Here is a 22,609-nt window from a genome sequence, read left to right on the forward strand (position 1 = left end):
TTTTGTCTCCACAATTCACCCGTTTTTCCATACCACTCAGGAAAAATTTACTTTTCCTCTTTCATCCGAATCTGAAAGAAATCTTACTTGATGAGAAAGTCATCCATCGATTTTCCCATGTCAAGCTGCTCTATGAAAACATTGGGCTTCCGTCCCTGACCAGTCCAGGTAATATGTTTACCGGCGTCAGTATAGATTTCATATTTAGGCGGACGCGGGGCACGTTTCCCCTTCCGCCCGTTCCCGGATACTCCACCCGAGATTTCATCAACGGAAATCTCGGCGCGAGCCATTATTTCTTTTATTGCCTCAATATCGGCGAGTTTTTCTTCATTTTCTCTTTTTTGTTCCTCTATTTCCTCATATCGATCTGCAATAATGAGTTCGAGTTTCTCTTTAATTTCCTCAAGTTGTTCAATATCGAGAGATTTAACAGCACTTTTCAAACGGCGGGCATGGGTAATGATTTTCACAAATTCCTGCATTGAGTTCTCCTCTTTCTGAATGTTAAGCGGGTTAAGTCAAGCAAATTATATTTTGATTGACTCTGCCAATAATATAAACAGATCAGAAAATTTCAAGGTTATTTTTTACAAAAGAGAAGTATTGCTGAATTAAAAGAATAAGTGCAATACGTTTTCCCGTGAATTTTTCCATTGGTGTCAGCCCTTTTACGATCTTTCCCGGTGTCAAATCCAACAACAGAACTCCGTTTTCCTTTTCCTCTTGAGACAGAATTACCATATCATTTTTTTTATCCCAGGTATAAATTTTTATATCGGAGTCTAACGCCTGCCTCCGAGGATATTTTTTTTACTGTAACGAAGAAGATGGGCGAAAGACTGATTATTCAAGGTACCCTTAAAACGATTCAGTGTATCAGAAATCTCAGTCTGAGATCTTCCTGTTTGAAGAAAGGCTATAATCTGGTACCTTTCTACAAGAGTGCTCTCGTAGAAAAGATTCTCAGGAAAAATAACAGATGCCCCTTCTCTCACTACATGAATTCATCCTTGTTCTGTCGACCCTGGTGTTGATCCTCGTCTATCACGGATACCTCTATTTCAAGGTCCGGCGGCATCCATTGCGAACCGCCATCGGCATTACCAATCATGCGCGCCAGATGTGGGTGAAGGGTGTCATGCAGAACAAGCACGATATCCTCGCCGTCCAGACCATGCGCAACCAGGTGATGGCTGCCTCACTGCTGGCATCGACGGCGATTCTGCTGAGTCTTGGTGCCCTCAATTCCGCCTTTCGCCCGGATATGTTCAACGAAGTCTCCCATGCGTTCAATTTGTATGGAATACAAACTGAGGGGCTGTGGATGTTCAAGTTCATGTTGCTGGGCATCCTCTTCTTTCTCACTTTTTTCAATTTTTCCCTGGCCATCCGCTACTACAACCATGTCTCCTTTATGATCAACACCAATGTCCAGGATGACCCTGCCGTCTCCGCCCCTGCCGTAACCTACGTCCTCAATCAGGGGGCACTGCATTACACCTTTGGCATGCGGGGTTTCTACCTGTCCGTCCCCCTGGCCCTCTGGCTCTTTGGCCCAATCTGGATGCTCGAAGGCTGCCTGACCCTCATACTGGTTTTATCTCGTCTGGACCGTGAAGCGTGAAGTGACTGGTACACTCCACAAGGGAACACAGGACCCATTCTGCCCATAAAACAGAGACGTCGCTGGATGTTTAATACCGTTTACATTTTGTATTGGCGGATTCAAAGGCAGGGACGGAAAAAGGGAGACGGGAGACAGGAAAAAGCAAAAGGTTTTTGTAGAGACGCCCAATTTGGGCGTCTCTACGATGTCGGCGATTTATCTTACGGGCATTGATTGTACAAATCCGGATACAATTCTACCGCGATCACCCCGTGGTGGTAATATGGCGTTGTCTTTGTGAAAAGGATGTCCTTGTAGAGACGCCCAATTTGGGCGTCTTCAGCACAACAGGTGGCTCATCTCACAACAGACGTTTCTGCAATGAAATTAATTTACACTATGCTGCTGTCTGTACAGTGTAAACCACCGGCAATGAGGATTTCAAAATGCTGAAACTCGAAGACATCAAAAAAGACGCTCAGATTCGCGGTATTCAAGCCGAAGAAATTGTCCGTATTGTACAGATCGAACCTGTCGGTGAAGCAGCACTGACTGTCTATTACAAAGACAGCCAGGGCAAGCTTGGTGAACAGATGCTGTTTCGTTCTGATGAAGCCCGTCTGGAACTCGCAAAGGCCGGTCGTCCGTGGGCGTTTGATGCACCCGGAGCCGAATTTAAACTGGGCCTTGAAGCGTATCGTATTTCCCAGGCAGCCCTGTTTGATCCGATGATGGCCGTGCATACCTCGAATGTTGAACCTCTGCCCCACCAGATTTCCGCTGTTTACGAAGCCATGTTGCCCAGGCAACCACTCCGTTTCGTCCTGGCAGATGACCCTGGAGCCGGAAAAACCATCATGGCCGGGCTGCTCATCCGTGAGCTGCTGATGCGGGCAGACGCCAAACGTATCTTGATCGTTTCCCCTGGTTCTCTTACGGAACAATGGCAGGACGAACTTATTGAAAAGTTTAGTGTGCAATTTGAAATCTTCAGTCGGGAGAAACAGGAACAATGCGCATCTGGCAATTATTTTGATGAAGTGGACCAGCTTATTTGCCGTCTTGACCAGCTTTCTCGCAGCGAGGAGCTTCAAGAGAAATTGAAGAACACAGAGTGGGACCTGATCATCGTTGATGAGGCCCATAAGCTTTCTGCACATTATTATGGCAGCAAGGTAAAAGAGACAAAACGCTTTAAACTTGGCAGGCTTCTTGGCTCCATCACCCGCCATTTCCTGCTGATGACAGCAACCCCCCATAATGGGAAAGAGGAAGATTTTCAAATCTGGCTGTCCCTGTTAGATGCTGACCGCTTTTACGGTAAGTTTCGTGAAGGCGCACATAAGGTGGATGTGTCGGATATGATGCGGCGCATGGTCAAAGAGGAGCTGTTCAAGTTTGACGGCACAAAGTTATTTCCGGAAAGAAAAGCCTACACTGCCAATTATCAGCTCTCCCCCCTTGAAGCGTCCCTTTACGAACAGGTAACAACCTATGTTCGTGAAGAGATGAACCGGGCCGACAAACTCAATGGCAAGAAAAAGAATACAATCGGTTTTGCATTAACCCAGCTGCAGCGTCGTCTGGCATCAAGTCCTGAAGCGATATTCCAATCACTGAAACGTCGCCACAAGCGTCTGGAAGCCCGTCTTCAAGAAACCCGGGTGATAGCCCGGGGACAGGCTGTGCAAGGTGATGGTGTTGCTGAAACTGTCGGTGAATACAATGTCAAGAAGACAATAGAACTGCCGGAAAACTTTAATGAACTGGATGAAGAACTCAGTGCAGAAGAGTACGAGATGTTTACTGAACAGGTGGTTGATCAGGCAACTGCCGCTGAGACCATCCCGGAACTGGAAGCGGAAATTTGCAGCCTGAAAGATCTTGAACGACAGGCGCTTGTGGTTGTTCAATCCGGAAATGATAAAAAGTGGGAAGAGCTGTCCTGCCTGCTGCAGGACAAACCTGAAATGTTTACCGCAAGTGGCAGCCGTCGCAAGCTGATTATCTTTACTGAGCACAAGGACACGCTGAACTATCTGGCATGCCGCATTAAAGACATGCTGGGGAATCCCAATGCGGTACGCATTATATACGGTGGCACCAACCGTGATGAACGCAGAAAAATTCAGGAAGAGTTTCGCAATGAACCTGAAGTAGTCGTTCTTGTTGCCACGGATGCTGCTGGCGAAGGTGTTAACCTGCAAAATGCCAACCTCATGGTCAACTACGACCTGCCATGGAACCCCAATCGGCTGGAACAGCGTTTTGGTAGAATCCACCGTATCGGTCAGACCGAAGTCTGTCACCTGTGGAACATTGTGGCGAATGAAACCCGGGAAGGCGATGTGTTTCAAAAGCTTTTCAACAAGATAGAGATAGAAAGAGGAGCTCTGGGCGGTAAAGTCTTCGATGTATTGGGAGAAGCTTTTGATAATGTCTCCCTCAAGGATCTGCTGGTTGAAGCCATTCGTTACGGTGAAGATCCGGAGGTCAAAGCCAAAATGCATGAGGTCATCGAAGGTGCACTGGATTCCGACCACTTGAGGGAAATTCTTAAGCGCAATGCTTTAGTTGAACAACAGATGGGACTGGAGGAACTCTACGCAGTCAAGGAAGAGATGGAAAAAGCCGAGGCGCGTAAACTGCAGCCTTATTTTATCCGTGCCTTTTTTGCTGAGGCGTTTCAAAGCCTGGGAGGTGACATGCGATTGCGTGAAGCCAATCGATTTGAAATACGCCATATACCTGCCGCCATCCGGGAACGGGACCGGGTGATTGGAGAAACCCGTACGCCTGTACTGAAAAAATACGAGCGCATCTGTTTTGAAAAAGATGCCATTCGACAACCTGGCAAACCCATGGCGGATATGATTCATCCCGGCCACCCGCTCATGCATGCAACTATAGATCTGGTACTGCAGGCGCACAGACAGAAACTCAAGCAAGGTGCGGTCATGGTTGATCCCAATGATGACGGTATGGATCCCAAAGTGCTGTTTATGGTGGATCATACAGTCCGCGAGGCATCCATCGGGCAGGCAGACAAAGGCAGGCACATCGCTTCGCGTCGTTTGCAGTTCGTGGAAATTGATGAAAAAGGGAAAACTTTTAATGCGGGCTGGGCACCCCACCTTGATCTGCAACCCATTGACAAGTACGACTTAAAGCTTGCAGGCGATATTTTACAGGCCCCCTGGCTCAATAATAATCTGGAAGCCTTGGCCCTTAACCATGCCTCCCGGCAATTGGCACCCGAACACTACAATGAAGTGAAAAAACGTCGGGAACAACAGGCAGATAAAATCCTGGCTGCAGTAAATGAGCGCCTGATAAAAGAGATCAACTATTGGTCAGATCGCTACATCAAACTACAAGATGATGTAAACGCAGGTAAACAGCCTCGCATGCAGCCGGAAATAGCCCGTCGTCGTGTGGATGATCTCAGCGCACGACTGGAACAGCGCAAAGTTGAGCTTACGGCATCAAAAAATGTGGTCTCAAGTACGCCCGTTGTAATTGGGGGTGCACTGATCATCCCCCAGGGTCTTCTGGCTTATCGTAAAGGAGAGACTTCGTGTGTACCCAATGCCGCCGCCCACGCCCATATCGAGAGTGTGGCCATGAATGCGGTCATGGAGAGAGAAAAAAGATTTGGTCATGATGTTAAAGATGTCGGAGCCCAAAAGTGTGGGTGGGACGTTACGTCCAGACCACGAGTACATGCTGATGGTTCCATGAAGCCGGACCGGCATATAGAAGTGAAGGGTCGCGCCAAAGGACAAAGCACTATCACCGTAAGCCGCAATGAAATCATCTACGGCTTGAACCAGGCAGACAAATTTATCCTGGCCATTGTGATTGTGGATGGAGATACCTTCGAAGGTCCGTTCTATGTCAGAAACCCTTTTACGATGGAGCCAGATTTTGGCGTAGCCAGCATCAATTACGATTTAAAGGAGCTGCTCTCAAAGGCAGTTGAACCCGAACAGACAATATAAGGGACCCATAAGGTTGATAATGAGTAGTATCAAAAGCCCGAAGAAACTGATTGAAGTGGCCCTTCCCCTGGATGATATCAATGCTGCAGCTTCACGTGAAAAATCCATTCGCCACGGTCACCCCTCCACCCTGCATCTGTGGTGGGCAAGGCGTCCTCTGGCTGCGGCCCGGGCGGTTCTTTTTGCACAGATGGTCAACGATCCTGGCGGTGAGCGAGGGTGGACTGGCACCAAAAGCAAAGCCCAGGCAGCCAAAGAAAGGGAAGAACTCTTCGATATTATCCGTGATCTGGTGAAGTGGGAAAACACCAACAACGAATCAGTGCTCAACCGTGCCCGGGAAGCCATTAAAAAAAGCTGGCGTGAAACCTGTGAACTGAACAAGGGAAAACCTGGATTTGATCCTGAAAAGCTGCCTGCCTTTCACGATCCCTTTGCCGGTGGAGGGGCTATTCCCCTGGAGGCTCAGCGCCTGGGGTTGGAAAGTTATGCCAGTGATCTCAACCCTGTGGCGGTAATGATCAATAAAGCCATGATTGAAATTCCACCCAGGTTTGCAGGACAGGCCCCTGTGGGATCAGTGCCTCCAGGGCAAAATCAGCTGGATTTAATGGAAGATTGGAGTGGGGCCCGGGGGCTTGCTGAGGATGTGCGGCGTTATGGGCACTGGGTGAGAGAACAAGCCTTTGAACGTATCGGTCATTTATACCCGAAGGTCAAAGTGACGGCTGAAATGGCGGTCGATCGGGAAGATTTAAAACAGTATGTGGATAAAGAGTTGACGGTGATTGCCTGGTTGTGGGCAAGGACGGTGAAAAGCCCGAACCCGGCTTTCAGCCATATCGATGTACCCTTGGTTTCAAGTTTCGTTCTTTCGAGTAAAAAAGGGAAGGAAGCCTGGGTTGATCCTCTCGTGGATGGGGAGAATTATCAGTTTGTTATTCGAACAGGTGCTATTCCAAAAGACGCCAAAAATGGCACCAAGTTAGGTCGTGGTGCAAATTTCAACTGTCTTTTATCTAATACCCCTATTAATCCTAAGTACATTTATGCAGAAGCCCAAGACGGTCGTTTAAATCAGCGCTTGATGGCAATTGTGGCTGAGGGTAAAAAAGGCCGAGTTTATTTGCCCTCTTCATCAGAAATGGAAGTTGTTGCTAACTCTGCAAGACCAAAATGGGCACCTACAGCATTGATGCCTGAAAATCCACGTTGGTTTTCTCCGCCCATGTATGGAATGAAGAGTTATGGAGATCTCTTTACCCCCCGCCAACTGGTAGCCCTCACCACCTTCTCCGATTTGGTGCTGGAAGCACGCAATAAAGCGATTGAAGATGCCAAAGCACAAGGGTTTTCCGACGATGGGATTGGGATTGATGCAGGCGGAACTGGCGCAACGGCCTATGGGGATGCTCTGGCTGTTTATTTGGCATTTATTATTGAGCAAGTTGCTAATCATAGTTCTACAATTTGCGGATGGAATTCAGCCAATGCGCAAATGAGAAGTGTATTTTCACGACAAGCGATTCCAATGACTTGGGACTTTGCGGAAAGCAATATTTTTTCTTCGTCTTCTGGAAGTTTTAATAATTTATTTGTTCGTATGATTAAAGGATTTTCTGCCTTGGGTGGGGGACTTCCCGGTGTTACTTTACAAAAAAATGCTACAACGCAGAATTTGAGTAGAAATAATGTTATATCAACGGACCCGCCGTATTATGATAACATTGGATATGCTGATTTATCTGATTTTTTTTATGTCTGGATGCGTCGTTCTTTGAAAAATATATACCCCAACCTGTTTTCAACCATGGCAGTGCCAAAAGCCGAGGAACTGATTGCCACACCCTATCGACACGAAAATAAAAAAGCTGCCGAAGCATTTTTTCTGGATGGTATGACAAAAGCTATTCACAATATGGCAGAAAAAGGTCATCCTGCTTTTCCCGTTTCTATTTATTATGCTTTTAAACAATCTGAAACAAAACAATCGACTACGTCAAACACAGGATGGAGCACTTTTTTGGAAGCTGTTATTGTAGCGGGTTTTTCAATCGTCGGTACTTGGCCTATGAGGACAGAAAAACCGGGCCGAATGATAGGTCTTGGAACAAACGCACTGGCTTCATCCATTGTCCTTGTCTGCAACAAAAGGAAACACGATGCAGACTCCATCTCCCGTCGCCAATTCCAAAAAGAACTCCGTGAAAAAATGCCCGAAGCATTGGAATCCATGATAGGCGGCAGTGAAGGAGTTTCCCCCATTGCCCCGGTGGATTTGGCGCAATCCGCCATCGGCCCCGGCATGGCCATATTTTCCAAATACAAAGCAGTGCTCAATCAGGACGGCAGCAAGATGAGTGTGCACGACGCCTTGATTATGATCAACCGGGCTATTACCGATCACCTGAACCCGGACAGCGGTAACTTTGATGCCGACACTCTGTTCTGCGACGACTGGTTCAGCCAGTACGGGTGGAGCGAGGGACCGTTCGGGGAAGCCAATGTCCTTGCCCGGGCTAAAGGATCAACCGTGAATGGCGTGGCAGATGCCGGTGTCATCATGTCCGGTGGCGGTAAGGTGCGGCTCTTGAAATGGAGTGAATATCCCGTTGACTGGGACCCCCAGACTGACAACCGTGCACCGGTATGGGAGGCCTGTCACCAGATGATCCGGATGCTGAATCAGCAGGGAGAATCAGAAGCTGGGACCTTGCTCGCCCGTATGCCGGAGCGGGGGGAAGTCATCAGACAGCTTGCGTACCATCTTTATACCCTGTGTGAACGGAAGAAGTGGGCAGAAGAGGCCCGGGCCTATAATGAATTGATTGGTTCATGGCGGGCCATTGTTACAGCATCCCTTGCTGTCGGGTATCGTGGTGAACAGCTTAAATTAGAATTTTAATTTCGGGAGAAAATATGCTCAAGAAGATAAAAATCAAAAACATGACTGTTTTCCCAGAAGCTGTGCTGAATTTTTCTCCAGGGTTGAACGTAATCATAGGTGAAAATGGTTCCGGTAAATCCCACCTTTTAAAAACAGCGTATTCTGTTATTGCTGCAAGTGCCGAAGAAGGTAGAAAGCCCAACGCTGGAGAGCCCACCAAGGCCTTACTCCAGAAAAAATATGCAGAAAAACTGATCAATGTATTGCGGCCGGAAAGCCTGGGAAGACTTGCCCGCAGAAAACAGGGCAGGGAAAGGTGTGAGCTTGAATTTTCTTTTGCCGAATCCGATTTAGACAGCAGTTTCGGGTTTGCCACATCCAGCAAATCAGAGGTTCAAATCGATAAACTGCCCTTAATCTGGGAAAAAACGTTGCCGGTTTTTCTGCCAACACGAGAATTGTTAACCCTCTATCCGGGGTTTATTCCAATCTACGAAAGTCATTACCTGGAATTTGAAGAAACCTATCGTGATACCTGTCTGCTATTGGGTGCTCCCGCACTTAAAGGCCCACGGGCGAAAAAAGCAGCGGCACTTTTGAAACCCCTTGAAGATGCAACGGGTGGTAAAGTTGTTTTGGAGAATACCGGACGCTTTTATCTCACCATCCCCGGCCAGGGTAAGATGGAAATTTCCCTTGTTGCAGAAGGGTTACGAAAACTTGCCATGCTCGCCCGCCTCATCGGGACGGGCTCTTTGCTGGACAAAAGTTATTTGTTCTGGGATGAGCCTGAAGCAAACTTGAACCCCAGAATAGTCAAGCTGGTGGCAAGGGTTATTCTTAGTCTCTGTAAAAACGGCATCCAGGTCTTTATTGCTACGCATTCCCTGTTTTTATTGCGTGAGCTTGAAATCATTTCCCTGGACAAGGCTTTTAAAAAAGTTAAACACCGCTATTTTGCATTAACCCTGAAAGATTGCGGTGTGGATGTTGAACAGGGTGATTCTGTTCAAGACCTTCAGTCCATTGTAATGCTCGACGAGGAGCTTGCCCAGTCTGATCGCTATATGGAAGCGGGAGAGTTAAATGCAGGAAATTGATGAAGGAAGTATCAGCAAATATGATATGAACTGGACGGTAAAAGGAATTTCAATATGAGCTTAAAACCATGGCGTGAAATTGCACGGCCCCACAAGGATGTATTGGAAGGCACCTTTAAACAGTCTGAGTTTGCAGCAGACATTTCACAGGTTGCCTCAGGGACAGCCCCCGCTGAATATCAGGATGCGGAAAAGTTTTTTTCTCGAACTTTTATTACTGAAGGAATGCGATTGCTGTTGATTTCCGTTGTCCGGCGTCTCACCTGCCAGGGTGGAGATCCGGTGATTCAACTCCAAACTGCATTTGGTGGCGGGAAGACCCATACCATGCTGGCTGTCATGCACCTGGCGCTGCAAAAAGTCAGCCCGGACAAGATGGAAGGCATCCCGCCACTCCTGGATGCGGCGGGTATTCACGACATGCCCAGGGCAAAAGTTGCCGTCATTGATGGAATTAAACTGTCCCCCAGCCAGCCTCAAAAATATGGAGCAATAACCGCCAATACACTGTGGGGTGAACTTGCCTGGCAGCTGTTGGGTGAGGAGGGTTACACCATGGTGGCCCAAAGTGATAGCGATGGTACCTCCCCTGGTAAGGAGGTCCTTCGCCAATTGCTCGAAAAATCTGCACCCTGTGTCGTCCTGATTGATGAGCTCCTGGCGTTTATCCGTCAGTTGGAGGTGGGACAACAATTTAAAGCCGGTACGTTTGACAGCAATATCTCTTTTATCCAGGCCTTGACCGAAGCAATGAAACTGGTGCCCAACGCTCTTTTACTGGCGTCATTACCGGAATCGGAACTGGAAGTAGGCGGTGCAATGGGACAACGCACCCTGAACTCTTTGGAAAAGTATTTTGCCAGGGTAGAGTCTGTCTGGAAACCGGTGGCAAGTACCGAGGCCTTTGAAATTGTTCGCCGCCGCCTGTTTGAGTATGCCGGGGATTCTTCCGAAGTGGAAGAAATCAGCCGTACGTTTTTTGATTATTACCGAGCCAACAGCAATAAATTTCCAGCTGAAACCCAATCCAACGACTACTTTGAACGTTTGTGCCGGTCCTATCCCATACATCCCGAAGTTTTCGATCGTTTATATGAAGACTGGTCCACTCTGGATAAATTTCAACGGACCCGGGGCGTACTGCAATACATGGCCATTGTCATCCATCATCTTTGGAATTCAGATAACCGGGACGCCATGATCATGCCCGGTTCCATTGATCTTAACGACAGTAATGTTCGCAACAAGAGCATTCACTACCTGCCTCAGGGTTGGGAACCGGTTATCGAAAAAGAAGTGGATGGCCCACGTTCAGAGCCTGCGAGTATTGATGGTCATGACACCCGTTTCGGAAGTGTTCAGGCTGCCCGGAGGGCAATGCGAACCATTTTTCTGGGCAGTGCGCCAACCGTGTCCTCGCAAATGGTTAAGGGAATTCTGATTGAACATATCTTGCTGGGATGTGCACAGCCACAACAGACGGTGGGTGTGTTTGAGGATGTTCTCAAGAGATTGCGCGACAAGCTTCAATATTTGTACTCCGATGAAAGTCGATTCTGGCTGGATACCAAGCCCAACCTGCGTCGTGAAATGGAAAGCCGCAAGCAGCAGATCAATGATCAAGAGCAATTAACACCGCTGCTCAAAGAACGTGTCGGGCGTTTATTGGCCGGGAATCACTGTTTTGCCGGAGTTCATGTCTTCACCTCCTCTGTGGATATCCCGGACGATTATGGCAAGGGTCCACGACTGGTGATTCTGCCCCCTGACATGTTCAGTGCCTTGAGTAAAGGGGATTCAACCAATGCAACCAATGCAGCCGAAGAGATCCTCCGCCATCGAGGTGAACAGCCCAGGCAGAAACAAAACAGGTTGATTTTCTTTGCCGCAGATTTTGATGTGCTCAGCCGGCTCAAGGATTATACCCGCACATTAATTGCGTGGAAAGAGATCCTGTCTGATATTGATAATGGCAAGCTGAACCTGGATCTGTTTCAGATTAACCAGGCGAAGAAACAAAGAGATGTTTCCGAACAAAGTTTACAGCAAATTATACGAGAAGCATACAAATGGATACTCTGCCCTGTTGAAGATATTGTTCATGGTAAACCACAATTATCATGGGAGGCCGTTGCTGTCTCAACATCCTCACAGAATTTAGCAGTAGAAATTGAGAGCAGATTAAAAGAAGAAGAGTGGCTGATTACCGAATGGAGTCCGATTCATTTACGAAATCTTCTCAACCAGTGGTATTTCAAAGATGGTGTCACAGAGGTAAATGTGCTTAAGGTCTGGCAGGACAGTTGCAATTATTTATATCTGCCCCGCCTGTCAAATGAGCATGTTTACAGAAGTGTTATAGAACAAGGTCTCCAGAGCGAGGATTATTTTGGCTTTGCTTCAGGAAAAGAGGGAGACAATTTTCTGGGGTTTGCATTTGGAAGCGCTGCAATTGCAGGCGTGGATGACTCTTCTCTTTTCATTGAACGTGAAGCAGCTGCTGAGTATAGAAACCGCACCAAAACTGCCCTTTCGCTTCAGACACAGGGGCAGGATAAGAGTGTCACCGATGGAGGGAATATCGGGACCGGGTGGCAGGCAAAACCATCAGTCGATCCTCTTGTTATAGAAGAATCTCCAGCAGCAACTATCAGAAGACAGTTCTATGGGAATATCAATCTTGATCCGGTTAAATCAAAAATGGATTTTGCGACGATCGTTGATGAGGTCGTAGAGCGGTTCATCACAAAACTTGGAGTCAATGTTACCATCTCGGTTGAAATCCAGGCCAGGTCTCCAGATGGTTTTGATGAAGCACTGCAACGGACTATTAAAGAAAACTGTAGTGTGTTGAAGTTCGGCAGTGCGGAGTTTGAGGAATAATACTATTCCTATTAAGTTATGCCTCATTTGGGGGCCCAATCGCGGTTGTATCTGCTCTTAATAATTCCGGGAATTACTACCAGTTTAACCCACCAATGGTTGTGTAATTCCACTGTTATCGTTACGTTTCCCGTCACAGTGTAGACAGAACAACATCGCGGGAAACCACCGCCGTGCCGATTTTCCATCAATGGTGATGAATCAATACAAAATGGAAATGGTATTATATGCCTGAACAATTGAAAGGATAAAGAGACATGAAAATAAAACCTGACCCTAACGACAAAACACCGTCAGCCAATACTCTGCAAATCGCAGAGCCAGCTGAAGTTAATCGTCGCATCGCTGCGGGTGATACGTTTGTTGTTAATGTAGTAACCGCATGGTGCCCGGACTGCACCGAAAGGCAAAAGCTGCATATCGTTGACTTTGCGCAGAAAATGAAATCCCATGGCATAGATGTACTTCAGGTTACTGTCCAATTGCAAAGGGGATGTTTCAGGAGTGCCGAGCATGAACAAATGACCACCCTGTTTGGTGGACACGGTTATCCAAGAACCGTGTTCATTAACCATGGAGATGTGGTAGATCAAAATAACGTTGAGATTATCACTGAAGAGACCTTGTCAGAGCTGGCTGTAAAATTTCTTCAAATAAGAGATGAATCGTCAGGATTACATAAGGAAGAAACAACGGTATTATAAAGAATTTGCAGTCAAGAGTTGATCGCCATTTTTTACTGATATTATTCGTGTTTATCCGTGTCCATTCGTGGTTTCTTTTGTCTTTTGTAACCACGAATGGACACGAATTTTCACTAATACCAATTACATTTTTACTGACCCCAAAAACACAACAGAACAAACAGGATGATAAATTAATTTCATTGCAGAAACGTCTGTTGTAAGATGAGTCACTTGTTGTGCTGAAGACGCCCAAATTGGGCGTCTCTACGGAGCCTTTTGCTTTTTCCTGCCTCCTGCCTCCTGCCTCCCGTCTCCCGTCTCCTGTCTCCCATCCCCCCTGCCTTTGAATCCGCCAATACAAAATGTAAAAGGCATAAGGTTCCCATAACTTAAGAGGAATGGCCTTATTCGTGTTTATTCGTGTCCATTCGTGGTTCCTTTTGCAGTTTGTAACCACAATGAGAAGACAAAAACGGATCACGCTTCAGGGGAAAGATGTTCGTCCAGAATGTTTCTGATGGTTGCAGCCAGAGTGGCGCCTGAGATCGGTTTGTGCAGCAATATTCTGGCGCCGAGATCAGTCGCCGTTCGGCCAATAAGTTTGCTGCTGAATCCCGTACACAGGATGATGGGAATGTCCGGCCGGATTTCGAGGAGTCGTGCAGTCAATGTGTCTCCAGACATCCCGGGCATGGTTATGTCGGATATAACCAGATCGAAGGCGTCGGGGGCAGCCTTGAGAGTGTCCAATGCCTCGAGGCTGGAATTCATGGGCGTGACTGTGTAGCCGAATTGTTTGAGTAAATGGTGGTATGCGGATGTGATGTCGGGTTCGTCATCCACGAAAAGAATCCGTTCAGTACCTTTCTTTAGAGATGCGAGCTGTTGTAATTCTTCCGTATCCAGTTCTTCTGTTGCCGGCAGGAAGATGGTAAAGATACTTCCACGGCGTGGTTCACTCTGGACCTGGATCGTGCCCCCGTGGTTTTCGACGATGCTGTGGGTGAGGGCAAGCCCCAGTCCCGTTCCAGAGCCCTGTTTTTTTGTAGTAAAGTAGGGTTCGAAGATAGAGTCCATGATCTCCGGCGGGATGCCCTGGCCCGTGTCCGATACCGTAATCCGAACGTAGTTTCCGGGTGTTAGTCCAATGATGAGTGGATCTCCGGGAGTGTCAATGGATATATCATCCAGAGTGAACTGCAGGATACCACCGTCTTCCTCCATGGCCTGGGAGGCATTGGTGAACAGATTCATGATGATCTGGTGTATGCGGGTCGCATTGCCCATGACCAGGTACTCACTGTTGATATCCGATCTGATCTCGATGGTCGAGGGAATGGACGAGCGCATCAGCTTGAGCACTTCACTGGCCAGAGGTGCTATCTGGAGGGGATAGATTTCTTCCTCGGTCTTACGGGCAAAAACCAGAATCTGACGGACCAGGTTTTTGGCTCGGATCCCTGCATTGTAGACCACTTCCAGATGTTTTTTCAAGGTCGGGTCCAACCCAGTCCTCTGCAGGCTCAGTTCCGTATATCCAAGGATGGAGGTCAGAATATTGTTGAAATCATGAGCGATACCGCCTGCAAGCGTCCCGATAGCCTCCATTTTTTGTGACTGCATGAGTTGCTTGCGCAATTTCTCTTTTTCTTCTTTTTCCTGCATGACATCGGTGATATCCCTGCATTCCACGACAACGCCATGGATGGTTTCCCGATCCGTGTAGGGCAGACAGGATATATCCATATATCTCCTTCCCTGGTCTGGATATTCAATCCATTGCTGTCGTCTGAACGACGTGCCCTGCAAACAGAGGTCAATATCCTTTCTTGTGATAGGATGAGGATCGTTTGTTTCGGTACCATCATGCACACTTATACCGATGAATTCCCTGGCATCTTTTTTTCTGTAGGCAGTAAAGGTATTGTTAATGATGCGATATCTGTGATCCTTGTCGATCAGGAGCATGATATCGTTGGAAAGCGACACCAGGTTTTTGTACGCCTGCAGATTTTCTTCCATGGTTTTTCGTTCGGTAACATCCGAAATGACGACTACGACCCCGTATTCCTTCAGAGGAATGGGGGCTGCCCTGACATTCAGCCAATAAATGCTGCCATCGGGACTCAGGTGCATGACATCCTGATTGGTAACGATCCTGTTTTCCCGCAATGCCACAACCGCAGTGTACTCTTCCGGAGGGACCGGGGTACCGTCAGGGCTCAGGATTCTCCATTTTTCATCCCCCAGGGTTCGCGACATGTATTCCTCGCGTGAAAGTCCGACAAGGTTCTCGCAATAGCGGTTGAGTTCCAGAATTTTTCCCTGTGGATCGCTGACGATGATTCCCATGGGAATGGTGGCAAAGAGCACCTTGTATTTCTCGAGACTTTTTTTGAGTTCGCGTTCCTGTTCATGGAGATAGTCCTCCCGTATTTGCAGTTTCCGGGAAAGCATCTGTATTGATCTGCCTATGGAAACCATTTCGCTGCCACCCTTCAGGGCAAGCTCCTCTCCATAATCACCCTGTGCAATCGTCTGGATATACCCGAGCAGATTCTTGAGTGGGAGTGAAAGATAATAGCGCAGGATAAACAATGTTGCCAGAATGGAGAGAACCATGATCGGAAAAATGAGGAACACTGCTGTCAGCATGGTACGCAGCCATATCGGCCCGGCATCGAACGGAGAGAACTGAATGGCCAGCGAACCCACCTGCCTGCCCTGGTAGACGATCTTTCTGTTTAGCGTGATGTTTTCCCTGACCAGGGTATCACCTCTCGAAGATATGGGATTCGATGATTCATCGAGTAGCCTGATGGACTGGACATGGTCCAGTTCAATGGCCACCCCTGCAAGAGAGTTTATGGCTGAGGCATCGTATCTCCACACGTTCAAGGCCAATTTGCTGGCAAAAAAATCGGCCTCTTTATTGATCATCTCCGTATAGTGGCTTTTTTCCGTTTCAACGAGAAAATATGAAGAGCAAACGGCAACCAGGGATCCTAAAGAGAATATCAGTATCGAAAGCCATCTGGCCAGAGTTCTGCTTATGGGGTGCAAAGTCGGGTTTCCTTAACGGGTATTTATCGGATGTTTGTCCGCAAACGGTCGAGAGTTCCGTCTTCCTTCATCGAGTGCAGTGCGTTTTCAAATGCAGGGATTACGTTCTGGTGTTTCTTGTGCATATAAGGGAACAATGGGGTTTTCGAGACAACGAATGCCGGGACGATGTCATGCAGCCGATTGTCATTGGGGTATTGGTTCTGAAGTCTCTTCAGAAGGTGTTTACTGACGACACCGGGGCCTGCAAAATAGGCGACTATCCTTTTACTGCCCAGCATTTTGAATGCCTGTTCCGGAGAATTCAGGGGAACCTTGTTTATTTCAGGAAGCTCAGCCAGTACAACGGATGCTTTTTTGCTTCCACGCATATAGCCCACAAGGAGGCTGGTATTCCGGGCCGTTCCGATAAGGTTCTGAAGGTTTCGAAACCTCGGCATCTCTTTCCTGTTCATAAAAATAATATGTTCGACGCTATAAAGAGAAACCTTTATCTGAACGAGATTCTCATATCCGGATGATTCCAGCCCGGCGACTCGTGCGGCTACACCGCTGTAATACCCCTTGTTTCCGTCTTTGAGACATCTCTTTTTGGGAATTTCGACAATACGACAGGGGATATGCGATCGTTTGCCGATTTCTTCGAAAACCTCGATCAGGTAGCTGGTGAAAACGGATTCGTTGGTCGGAGTGGCAAAGACCAATACTTCGGATTGCCGCCCCGGATTTTTTACTGATCCGGCCACACTGATTCCGGGCTCGATTATCAGCAGACAAAGGATGAGGCACCAGGTAACTGGAGTCGACACGCGGGGAGTGGGAATCCTCGAAGACATGTACTTCGTACCGAAAAGTACAACCTGAATCCTGCTTTTCATTGGTTCTCTTCACAGCTGTTGTTATGGGGTATGGATGACTGTCCGTACAGAAAGGTTAAGAGTTCCAAGGTGAAGAAACGCTCTTTGCCCCATGCCTGGATGGTTGCGATTTCCGACATACGATGCTGTCATTGCAAGGAGAAATCTGTCCTGCAATGAATGAAAATACTTAGTACAGTATTGAGTTTCTGTCTCATCTTGTCAATCGGTTTTGCATCTTCAGATAAAGAAGCAGGGGCGCTGAATTGCTGGGCAAGTGTTGGATTATATTTCAGGGTGACAGTCTTTAAGCCCTTTTCCGAATTTACCGCTTTAGATTATAAAATCTTTATTCTCAAATGCTTTTCCCTTTCTCCTGCCTCCTTTTTCCTTTCCCCCCTGCCGTTGCATCCACCAATACAAAATGCAAATGGGATTATAGCAAATTTCACGTAAAATTGATCTCTTATACCATTCCTATTAAGTTATGCCTCATTTGGGGGCTCAATCGCGGTTGTATCTGCTCTTAATAATTCCGGAAATTACTACCAGTTTAGCCCACCAATGGTTGTGTAATTCCACTGTTATCGTTACGTTTCCCGTCACAGTGTAGACAAGGCATACCTTGTCTCTACAACACCATTGCTGGAATCACTGTTGTAGCGATTTTTCACCAAGGATGTGTAGTGTCACCGTTATCACCCCATGGTAATGATATGGCAGCGGGTTATCGGTAATGCTTGCCATTTCGCTGATGGCCGCCACCGTAGAGACAAGGCATGCCTTGTCTACAGAACAACATCGCGGGAAACCACCGCCGTGCCGATTTTCCATCAATGGTGATGAATCAATACAAAATGGAAATGGTATTAAAGCAATTTAGTGCACCAGAAATCTCAGCCTGCGATCTTCCTGTTTGAAGAAAGGCCATGATCTGGTATCTTTCTACAAGAGAGTGTTGCTGGCAGTGAGTGCTGGAACCTGTGCATGCTTACGGATCAGTCTCGACGTAGAGTCATTTAAAAAAAGAATCGAAACTTCTCGTTTCGGAGTCGGATAATATTTTTTTTTGGAAGACTGCAGCAGTCTTTCTGGTCAATGACTGCTTATATTTCAGGCGAATTTTGAATTATCTGGGGGGTGTCAGGTTTCTTATTATTCTGTTGGTATTTGTAATATTAGGAAACCAGATACTAAATTATTATGGGTTCCTTGAATAATCTTGTATTTCGTTCATATTCAAGGCACAGGAGAAAATTTACCGGAGCTATATGTTTGATATTGCGAGGATAAATTTTTGACTGTAACGAAGAAGATGGGCGAAAGACTGATTATTCAAGGTTCCCTTATGTTCTTATACCTTTTGAGATATCAGATATGAAAATACATTTTACAAAGAAAGAGTTTCGTACACTCATTAAGTTGATGCAAATATCCGATTGGATTATGTATGCTCATAAGACTCAATCAGAAATAACTAAATCAGCAGAGATACAGTTAATACAAAAAATATATTCTTACTCGAAGGAAATGGGATGTGAGGATTTAATTGAATATTCAAAAGGACTAAACATATTCGTAGAAACGCATGAGGCAGAATTCAATTCTGAAGCGAATACTGTTATAACAGAATACAATGAAGAAAACTTTTGGGAAGAACTTATTGACAGGCTTTCCAATAGAGATATCCTGCATAAATATACTAAAGAGGAATTTTCTCGCCTTTCAGATGAGGAGAAAATTAATACAGACTTTGACTCAGAAACTCCCTGGGTTGAAGAGTTTAAAAAATATGGAATAAAAAGAATAGGTATAGTTAAAAAATAATAAGTCCATTAAGGATCGCCAGCGAAAGGCGCAGCGCATTGAGTGTCCATTATGGCGGCGTTATGACATTATCAAAAAGGAAGAATCAATGAAATTTTTACATTTTATTATGGTTTGTCTATTTTTTGTAATGATGAATAATTCCTTGTATGCTGAAGATACAATTCCTTCTACCGAGGGAGGAGGATCTGGTCATGAACAGACGAAAGCTGCCCAGAAAGAAACGTATGATGCCCATCGTTCATACACTCGATATCATTTTGAGAATGACGAAATGGACTTTGCTTTTCAATGGCTTTTGGGGAGTATTTCAAACGGCGGTGCCGAAATCGGAGAGGCGTTCTATGTTGCAGGAAATATTAAAGATGGTGATCCTGCAAGTTGGCAAAGAGAATGGGAAAAGATGGCAATACGGAAGGAAAATCGCGCGAAATCCGCTCTCGGGAAAGGTCATAAAATCGCGGCTCGTGATAATTATCTCAAAGCGTCAAACTATTATCGTACGGCGCTTGTCTCAATGTTGCCTGACAATCCAAAGTTCAACGGTATTGCCAAAAATATTCGCGCCTGTATGAAAAAAGCTGGCAAATTGTTCAATCCCCAAATGATCTATTTTGAAGTCCCATTTGAAAAGACAGTCCTTCCCGGTTATTTCCGCCCTGTTGTGAAAGACGGCAAACCCCGAAAGACTCTCTTGATGATTGGTGGTGGAGAAACATTTATCGAAGATAATGTCTTTTACATTGAGCCACAGGCGATCAAAAACGGATACAATTTCATTACGGTAGATATTCCCGGCCAGGGGATGCTTCCTGCTGAAGGACAATTCTTTAGAAAAGATACAGAAACTCAAATTAAGGCGATTTTGGATGTTATTCTGAAGTTTTCCGAAGTCGACCCTGAAAAGCTTGCCGTTTACGGCATCAGCAATGGCGGCTACTTCGTGCCACGTGCAGCAACTGTCGAAAAACGGATTAAGGCAATTGTCATCAGCAGTGCTGTTGTGGACAATTATCGCATGTTTAAAGAAATGCCTTTTTCCAAAGAGACACAGGAACAGATTGACCAATGGCCATCTTTTAAAAAGGCGGTAACGTCTGCTGTAACATGGCGTTGGGGTCTTGATCCTGAGAATGTCAAAGGACAGGCTGAAGCCACCAGAGACTTCCAGTTTGATCCAGCAGAAGTGACTTGTCCGGTTTTAGACATCGTTGGAGCTGGAGAATATGTAAATAAGGAAACGGAACGCCAACAGAAAGAATTCATGGACAAGGCAGGAACAAAAAACAAAACCCTGGTGATTACTCCAGAAAATGAAGGGGCTTCTTCTCATTGCATAGGAGAAAACCGAACCTTGATGGCCGGAATAGTTTTCAGCTGGCTTGATAACCTTTTTGAGCAGAAAGATAAATAGCATAAGGGTGCCTTGAATAACCAGTCTTTTACTTATATTCTCCGTTGGAGTTAAATTTATCATTGGAGGTAGGCGCAGGACTCCGATATCATTCACACTGGTGATAAAGAGTAAACCGGTATAAGTATCTTCACGAAAATAATTTCTAAGGTAGCTCTCCAATCGTTTGTTGACCGTAGAAAATCTACTTTTACACAAAAAAATGGACAAAACGATTAATAAAATGAAAGCAAAAACTCAAGTGAAAAGTTCTCTTTCTACCGAATATCATGTTCAAAGCAGAGTTCAAAACAGCCCTGAGTCAACCGCATTAAAGCCCACAAAAGCGGAATCACCACAGGGATCTGCTAATGAGAATATATCTGTTGTTGTTGAAAGGATTCTGAATAAAGATTCCTCTATGTTAAAAAAAGGAACGGTACAACCCGTCGGTACAAATAAATTTAGCGCCTGGCAGATGACCTGTGATGAAGGAGGGCTCAGCTATGAACAATCCTCGCCTAATCCCTTAAGTTATCTGACAACAGGAATTACATCCAATCTACTCACTCAGTTGCAACGTGGCATTGAGATACTCAATCTGGATATTGACAGCCTGAAGGTTGAAGTTAAGGTTTTTTTTAGATTTCACGCACCAATGTCTACTCAGTGGGCTGGGTTTACGGATAAGGTGATTGCTAATATTTTAATAGAGAGCAAAGAGCCTGCTGAAAAAATATCTGAGCTAAAAGAATTAGCGCTTCGCTCCTGGGTTGCGGGGGCTGCTTTAGCTCATAAGACTGACATTGAGCCTGAACTTGTCATCAATGGACATCATTGGGATAACAAGGGTTCTATGAATGGGAGTGTCCCTGACGACGTTTCTGTCGATAATAATCTGACGCTTACCGCCAAAGGCTCTATGCTGGAGCCTGAGACAATTGAAGTTGGGAAGGATGTCGGTATAGGCCCAACGTCACTTTTTAAGAAAGATATTAGGTTTGCTGTGGTGGCAACTGCGGAGTCAGCTCACGATTCACAAAGTCCCTGTCTACAAAAGATAAAAGTCAGAGCTATTCAGAAAAACTATACACCCTGGGTGCTCTATGCAGACGACAGCTATGGTTATGACGGATTAGATAAAGCGCCTTCATCCTTGGATTATCTCACCGCAGGAACCGCTTTTTGTCTGGCATCCCAGCTGGATTTAAACTTTAATTTTTTTAGGATTATAAACAAAAGTTTTTCTAAACATCAGATTGAAGACTATCGTGTGGAACAGCAAATCAACTATAGAATGGAGAATTTTATGACTCCAGAGATGGCGGGTTATGCGGACAAAGTTATTACAAAAATTGTATTGAAGGGACACGTCTCTGAAGAAAATTCAAATAAATTTTTTAATCAGTCTCTACAAATGTGTTTCGCAGGTGAGGCCTTTAAAGATGAAATAGAGATCGTATCAACGATCTACCTTAACGGCGAGATTCAATAATGCTGTATTCTCATGTCGAAAACAGAAAGTATTGGCCTCTATTTATACCCAACCTGCTCACAAAACGCCCGTTCAGAGGCAAACTATGCTAAGCTTACTTTGCGTTACACAGCCTGGTCGTTAAATTTTTTAAAGAGTACTCGAAATTGGAGATAAATATAATGAAGTCCGTAATTTTCTGTGGAAATGAAGTATACCCTTCAAAAGTAGTTTGCATAGGAAGAAATTATGCGGAACACATCGAAGAACTGAATAATGAAATCCCTGCTGAGCAAGTTATTTTTCTCAAACCAAATTCCGCAATATCAAATGAGCTTTGTTTTAACCAGAAGGATGCTGTTCATTTTGAAGGTGAAATAACTTTTTTGGTACAATCAGGAAAGCTTGCAGGTATTGGTTTTGGTCTGGATCTTACGAAGAGGGAGGTTCAATCAAAATTAAAGAAAAAAGGATTACCATGGGAAAGAGCAAAAGCATTTGACCAATCTGCCGTATTCAGCGAATTTGTTACGTTTGATGGCGATTGTCGAGATCTCAGAATGGAGCTTTATATTAATGAGATACTGGTTCAAAGAGGTGACTGTGACGTAATGTTGAATACGCCAGATGAAATATTAAAAGAAGCAAAGAGTTTTCTTTCTTTTGAAGATGGTGATCTGTTAATGACGGGAACCCCCAAAGGAGTTGGAGCTCTCAAGATCGGAGATACATTCCAGGGTAAAATATTTCATAAAGGGCAATTGCAGGTTGAAAGCTCCTGGACAGTAAGATAAGCAGAAGGTTCCCAGAACACATCGATGATGTTGAC

At 45.8% G+C, this 22,609-nt stretch carries 14 protein-coding genes; 10 read left to right on the plus strand and 4 right to left on the minus strand.

The genetic code is table 11. The annotated features are described in order from the left end of the window. Nucleotides 1-83: 83 nt before the first annotated feature. The gene (locus JWG39_RS04055) at nucleotides 84-485 is read right to left on the minus strand and encodes an H-NS histone family protein (protein WP_205218083.1); all 402 of its coding nucleotides are present in this window, start codon (nucleotides 483-485) and stop codon (nucleotides 84-86) included. A gap of 497 nt (nucleotides 486-982) precedes the next feature. Between JWG39_RS04055 and JWG39_RS04060 the strand changes: the two genes are divergently transcribed. The 6 genes from JWG39_RS04060 (at nucleotide 983) to JWG39_RS04085 (ending at nucleotide 13,184) form a co-directional block, all read left to right on the plus strand. Beyond that, on the plus strand, nucleotides 983-1,627 hold the full coding sequence (locus tag JWG39_RS04060) for a DUF599 domain-containing protein (RefSeq protein WP_205218084.1): 645 nt from the start codon (nucleotides 983-985) through the stop codon (nucleotides 1,625-1,627). A gap of 428 nt (nucleotides 1,628-2,055) precedes the next feature. After that, on the plus strand, nucleotides 2,056-5,610 hold the full coding sequence (locus tag JWG39_RS04065) for a helicase-related protein (RefSeq protein WP_205218085.1): 3,555 nt from the start codon (nucleotides 2,056-2,058) through the stop codon (nucleotides 5,608-5,610). Between the two features lie 19 nt (nucleotides 5,611-5,629). Further along, nucleotides 5,630-8,515 carry a DUF1156 domain-containing protein gene (locus tag JWG39_RS04070; RefSeq protein WP_205218086.1) on the plus strand — a complete coding sequence of 962 codons (2,886 nt, stop codon included), beginning with the start codon at nucleotides 5,630-5,632 and terminating at the stop codon, nucleotides 8,513-8,515. Between the two features lie 14 nt (nucleotides 8,516-8,529). Further along, the gene (locus tag JWG39_RS04075) at nucleotides 8,530-9,597 is read left to right on the plus strand and encodes an AAA family ATPase (RefSeq protein WP_205218087.1); all 1,068 of its coding nucleotides are present in this window, start codon (nucleotides 8,530-8,532) and stop codon (nucleotides 9,595-9,597) included. 54 nt (nucleotides 9,598-9,651) lie between these two features. After that, nucleotides 9,652-12,480, plus strand: a complete 2,829-nt coding sequence (locus JWG39_RS04080) for an ATP-binding protein (protein WP_205218088.1) — start codon at nucleotides 9,652-9,654, stop codon at nucleotides 12,478-12,480. Nucleotides 12,481-12,737: 257 nt separating this feature from the next. Then, nucleotides 12,738-13,184: a TlpA family protein disulfide reductase gene (locus tag JWG39_RS04085; protein ID WP_205218089.1), complete on the plus strand. Its 447-nt coding sequence runs from the start codon at nucleotides 12,738-12,740 to the stop codon at nucleotides 13,182-13,184. A gap of 459 nt (nucleotides 13,185-13,643) precedes the next feature. On the opposite strand, the gene JWG39_RS04090 is transcribed toward JWG39_RS04085, so the two are convergent. The 3 genes from JWG39_RS04090 to JWG39_RS04100 all read right to left on the minus strand — a co-directional run bounded on the left by JWG39_RS04090 (nucleotide 13,644) and on the right by JWG39_RS04100 (nucleotide 17,920). Then, nucleotides 13,644-16,106, minus strand: coding sequence for a hybrid sensor histidine kinase/response regulator (locus JWG39_RS04090; RefSeq protein WP_205218090.1), 2,463 nt, complete (start codon nucleotides 16,104-16,106; stop codon nucleotides 13,644-13,646). A gap of 146 nt (nucleotides 16,107-16,252) precedes the next feature. Further along, a complete protein-coding gene (locus tag JWG39_RS04095) occupies nucleotides 16,253-17,107 on the minus strand; it encodes a substrate-binding periplasmic protein (protein WP_205218091.1) in 855 nt (284 codons plus the stop codon). Between the two features lie 630 nt (nucleotides 17,108-17,737). Next, nucleotides 17,738-17,920 (minus strand): hypothetical protein, encoded by a 183-nt coding sequence (locus tag JWG39_RS04100; RefSeq protein WP_205218069.1) that lies wholly within the window; start codon nucleotides 17,918-17,920, stop codon nucleotides 17,738-17,740. A gap of 543 nt (nucleotides 17,921-18,463) precedes the next feature. Here JWG39_RS04100 and JWG39_RS04105 point away from each other — a divergent pair. The 4 genes from JWG39_RS04105 to JWG39_RS04120 all read left to right on the plus strand — a co-directional run bounded on the left by JWG39_RS04105 (nucleotide 18,464) and on the right by JWG39_RS04120 (nucleotide 22,574). Then, nucleotides 18,464-18,913, plus strand: coding sequence for a hypothetical protein (locus JWG39_RS04105; protein WP_205218092.1), 450 nt, complete (start codon nucleotides 18,464-18,466; stop codon nucleotides 18,911-18,913). Between the two features lie 88 nt (nucleotides 18,914-19,001). Beyond that, nucleotides 19,002-20,327 (plus strand): alpha/beta hydrolase family protein, encoded by a 1,326-nt coding sequence (locus JWG39_RS04110; RefSeq protein ID WP_240191976.1) that lies wholly within the window; start codon nucleotides 19,002-19,004, stop codon nucleotides 20,325-20,327. Nucleotides 20,328-20,550: 223 nt separating this feature from the next. Next, the gene (locus tag JWG39_RS04115; RefSeq protein WP_205218093.1) at nucleotides 20,551-21,801 is read left to right on the plus strand and encodes an OsmC family protein; all 1,251 of its coding nucleotides are present in this window, start codon (nucleotides 20,551-20,553) and stop codon (nucleotides 21,799-21,801) included. Between the two features lie 161 nt (nucleotides 21,802-21,962). Beyond that, nucleotides 21,963-22,574, plus strand: coding sequence for a fumarylacetoacetate hydrolase family protein (locus JWG39_RS04120; protein WP_205218094.1), 612 nt, complete (start codon nucleotides 21,963-21,965; stop codon nucleotides 22,572-22,574). Nucleotides 22,575-22,609: the final 35 nt, after the last annotated feature.

Origin of the sequence: Desulforhopalus vacuolatus (genome assembly GCF_016918505.1) — a bacterium.
Classification (GTDB): Bacteria; Desulfobacterota; Desulfobulbia; order Desulfobulbales; family Desulfocapsaceae; genus Desulforhopalus; species Desulforhopalus vacuolatus.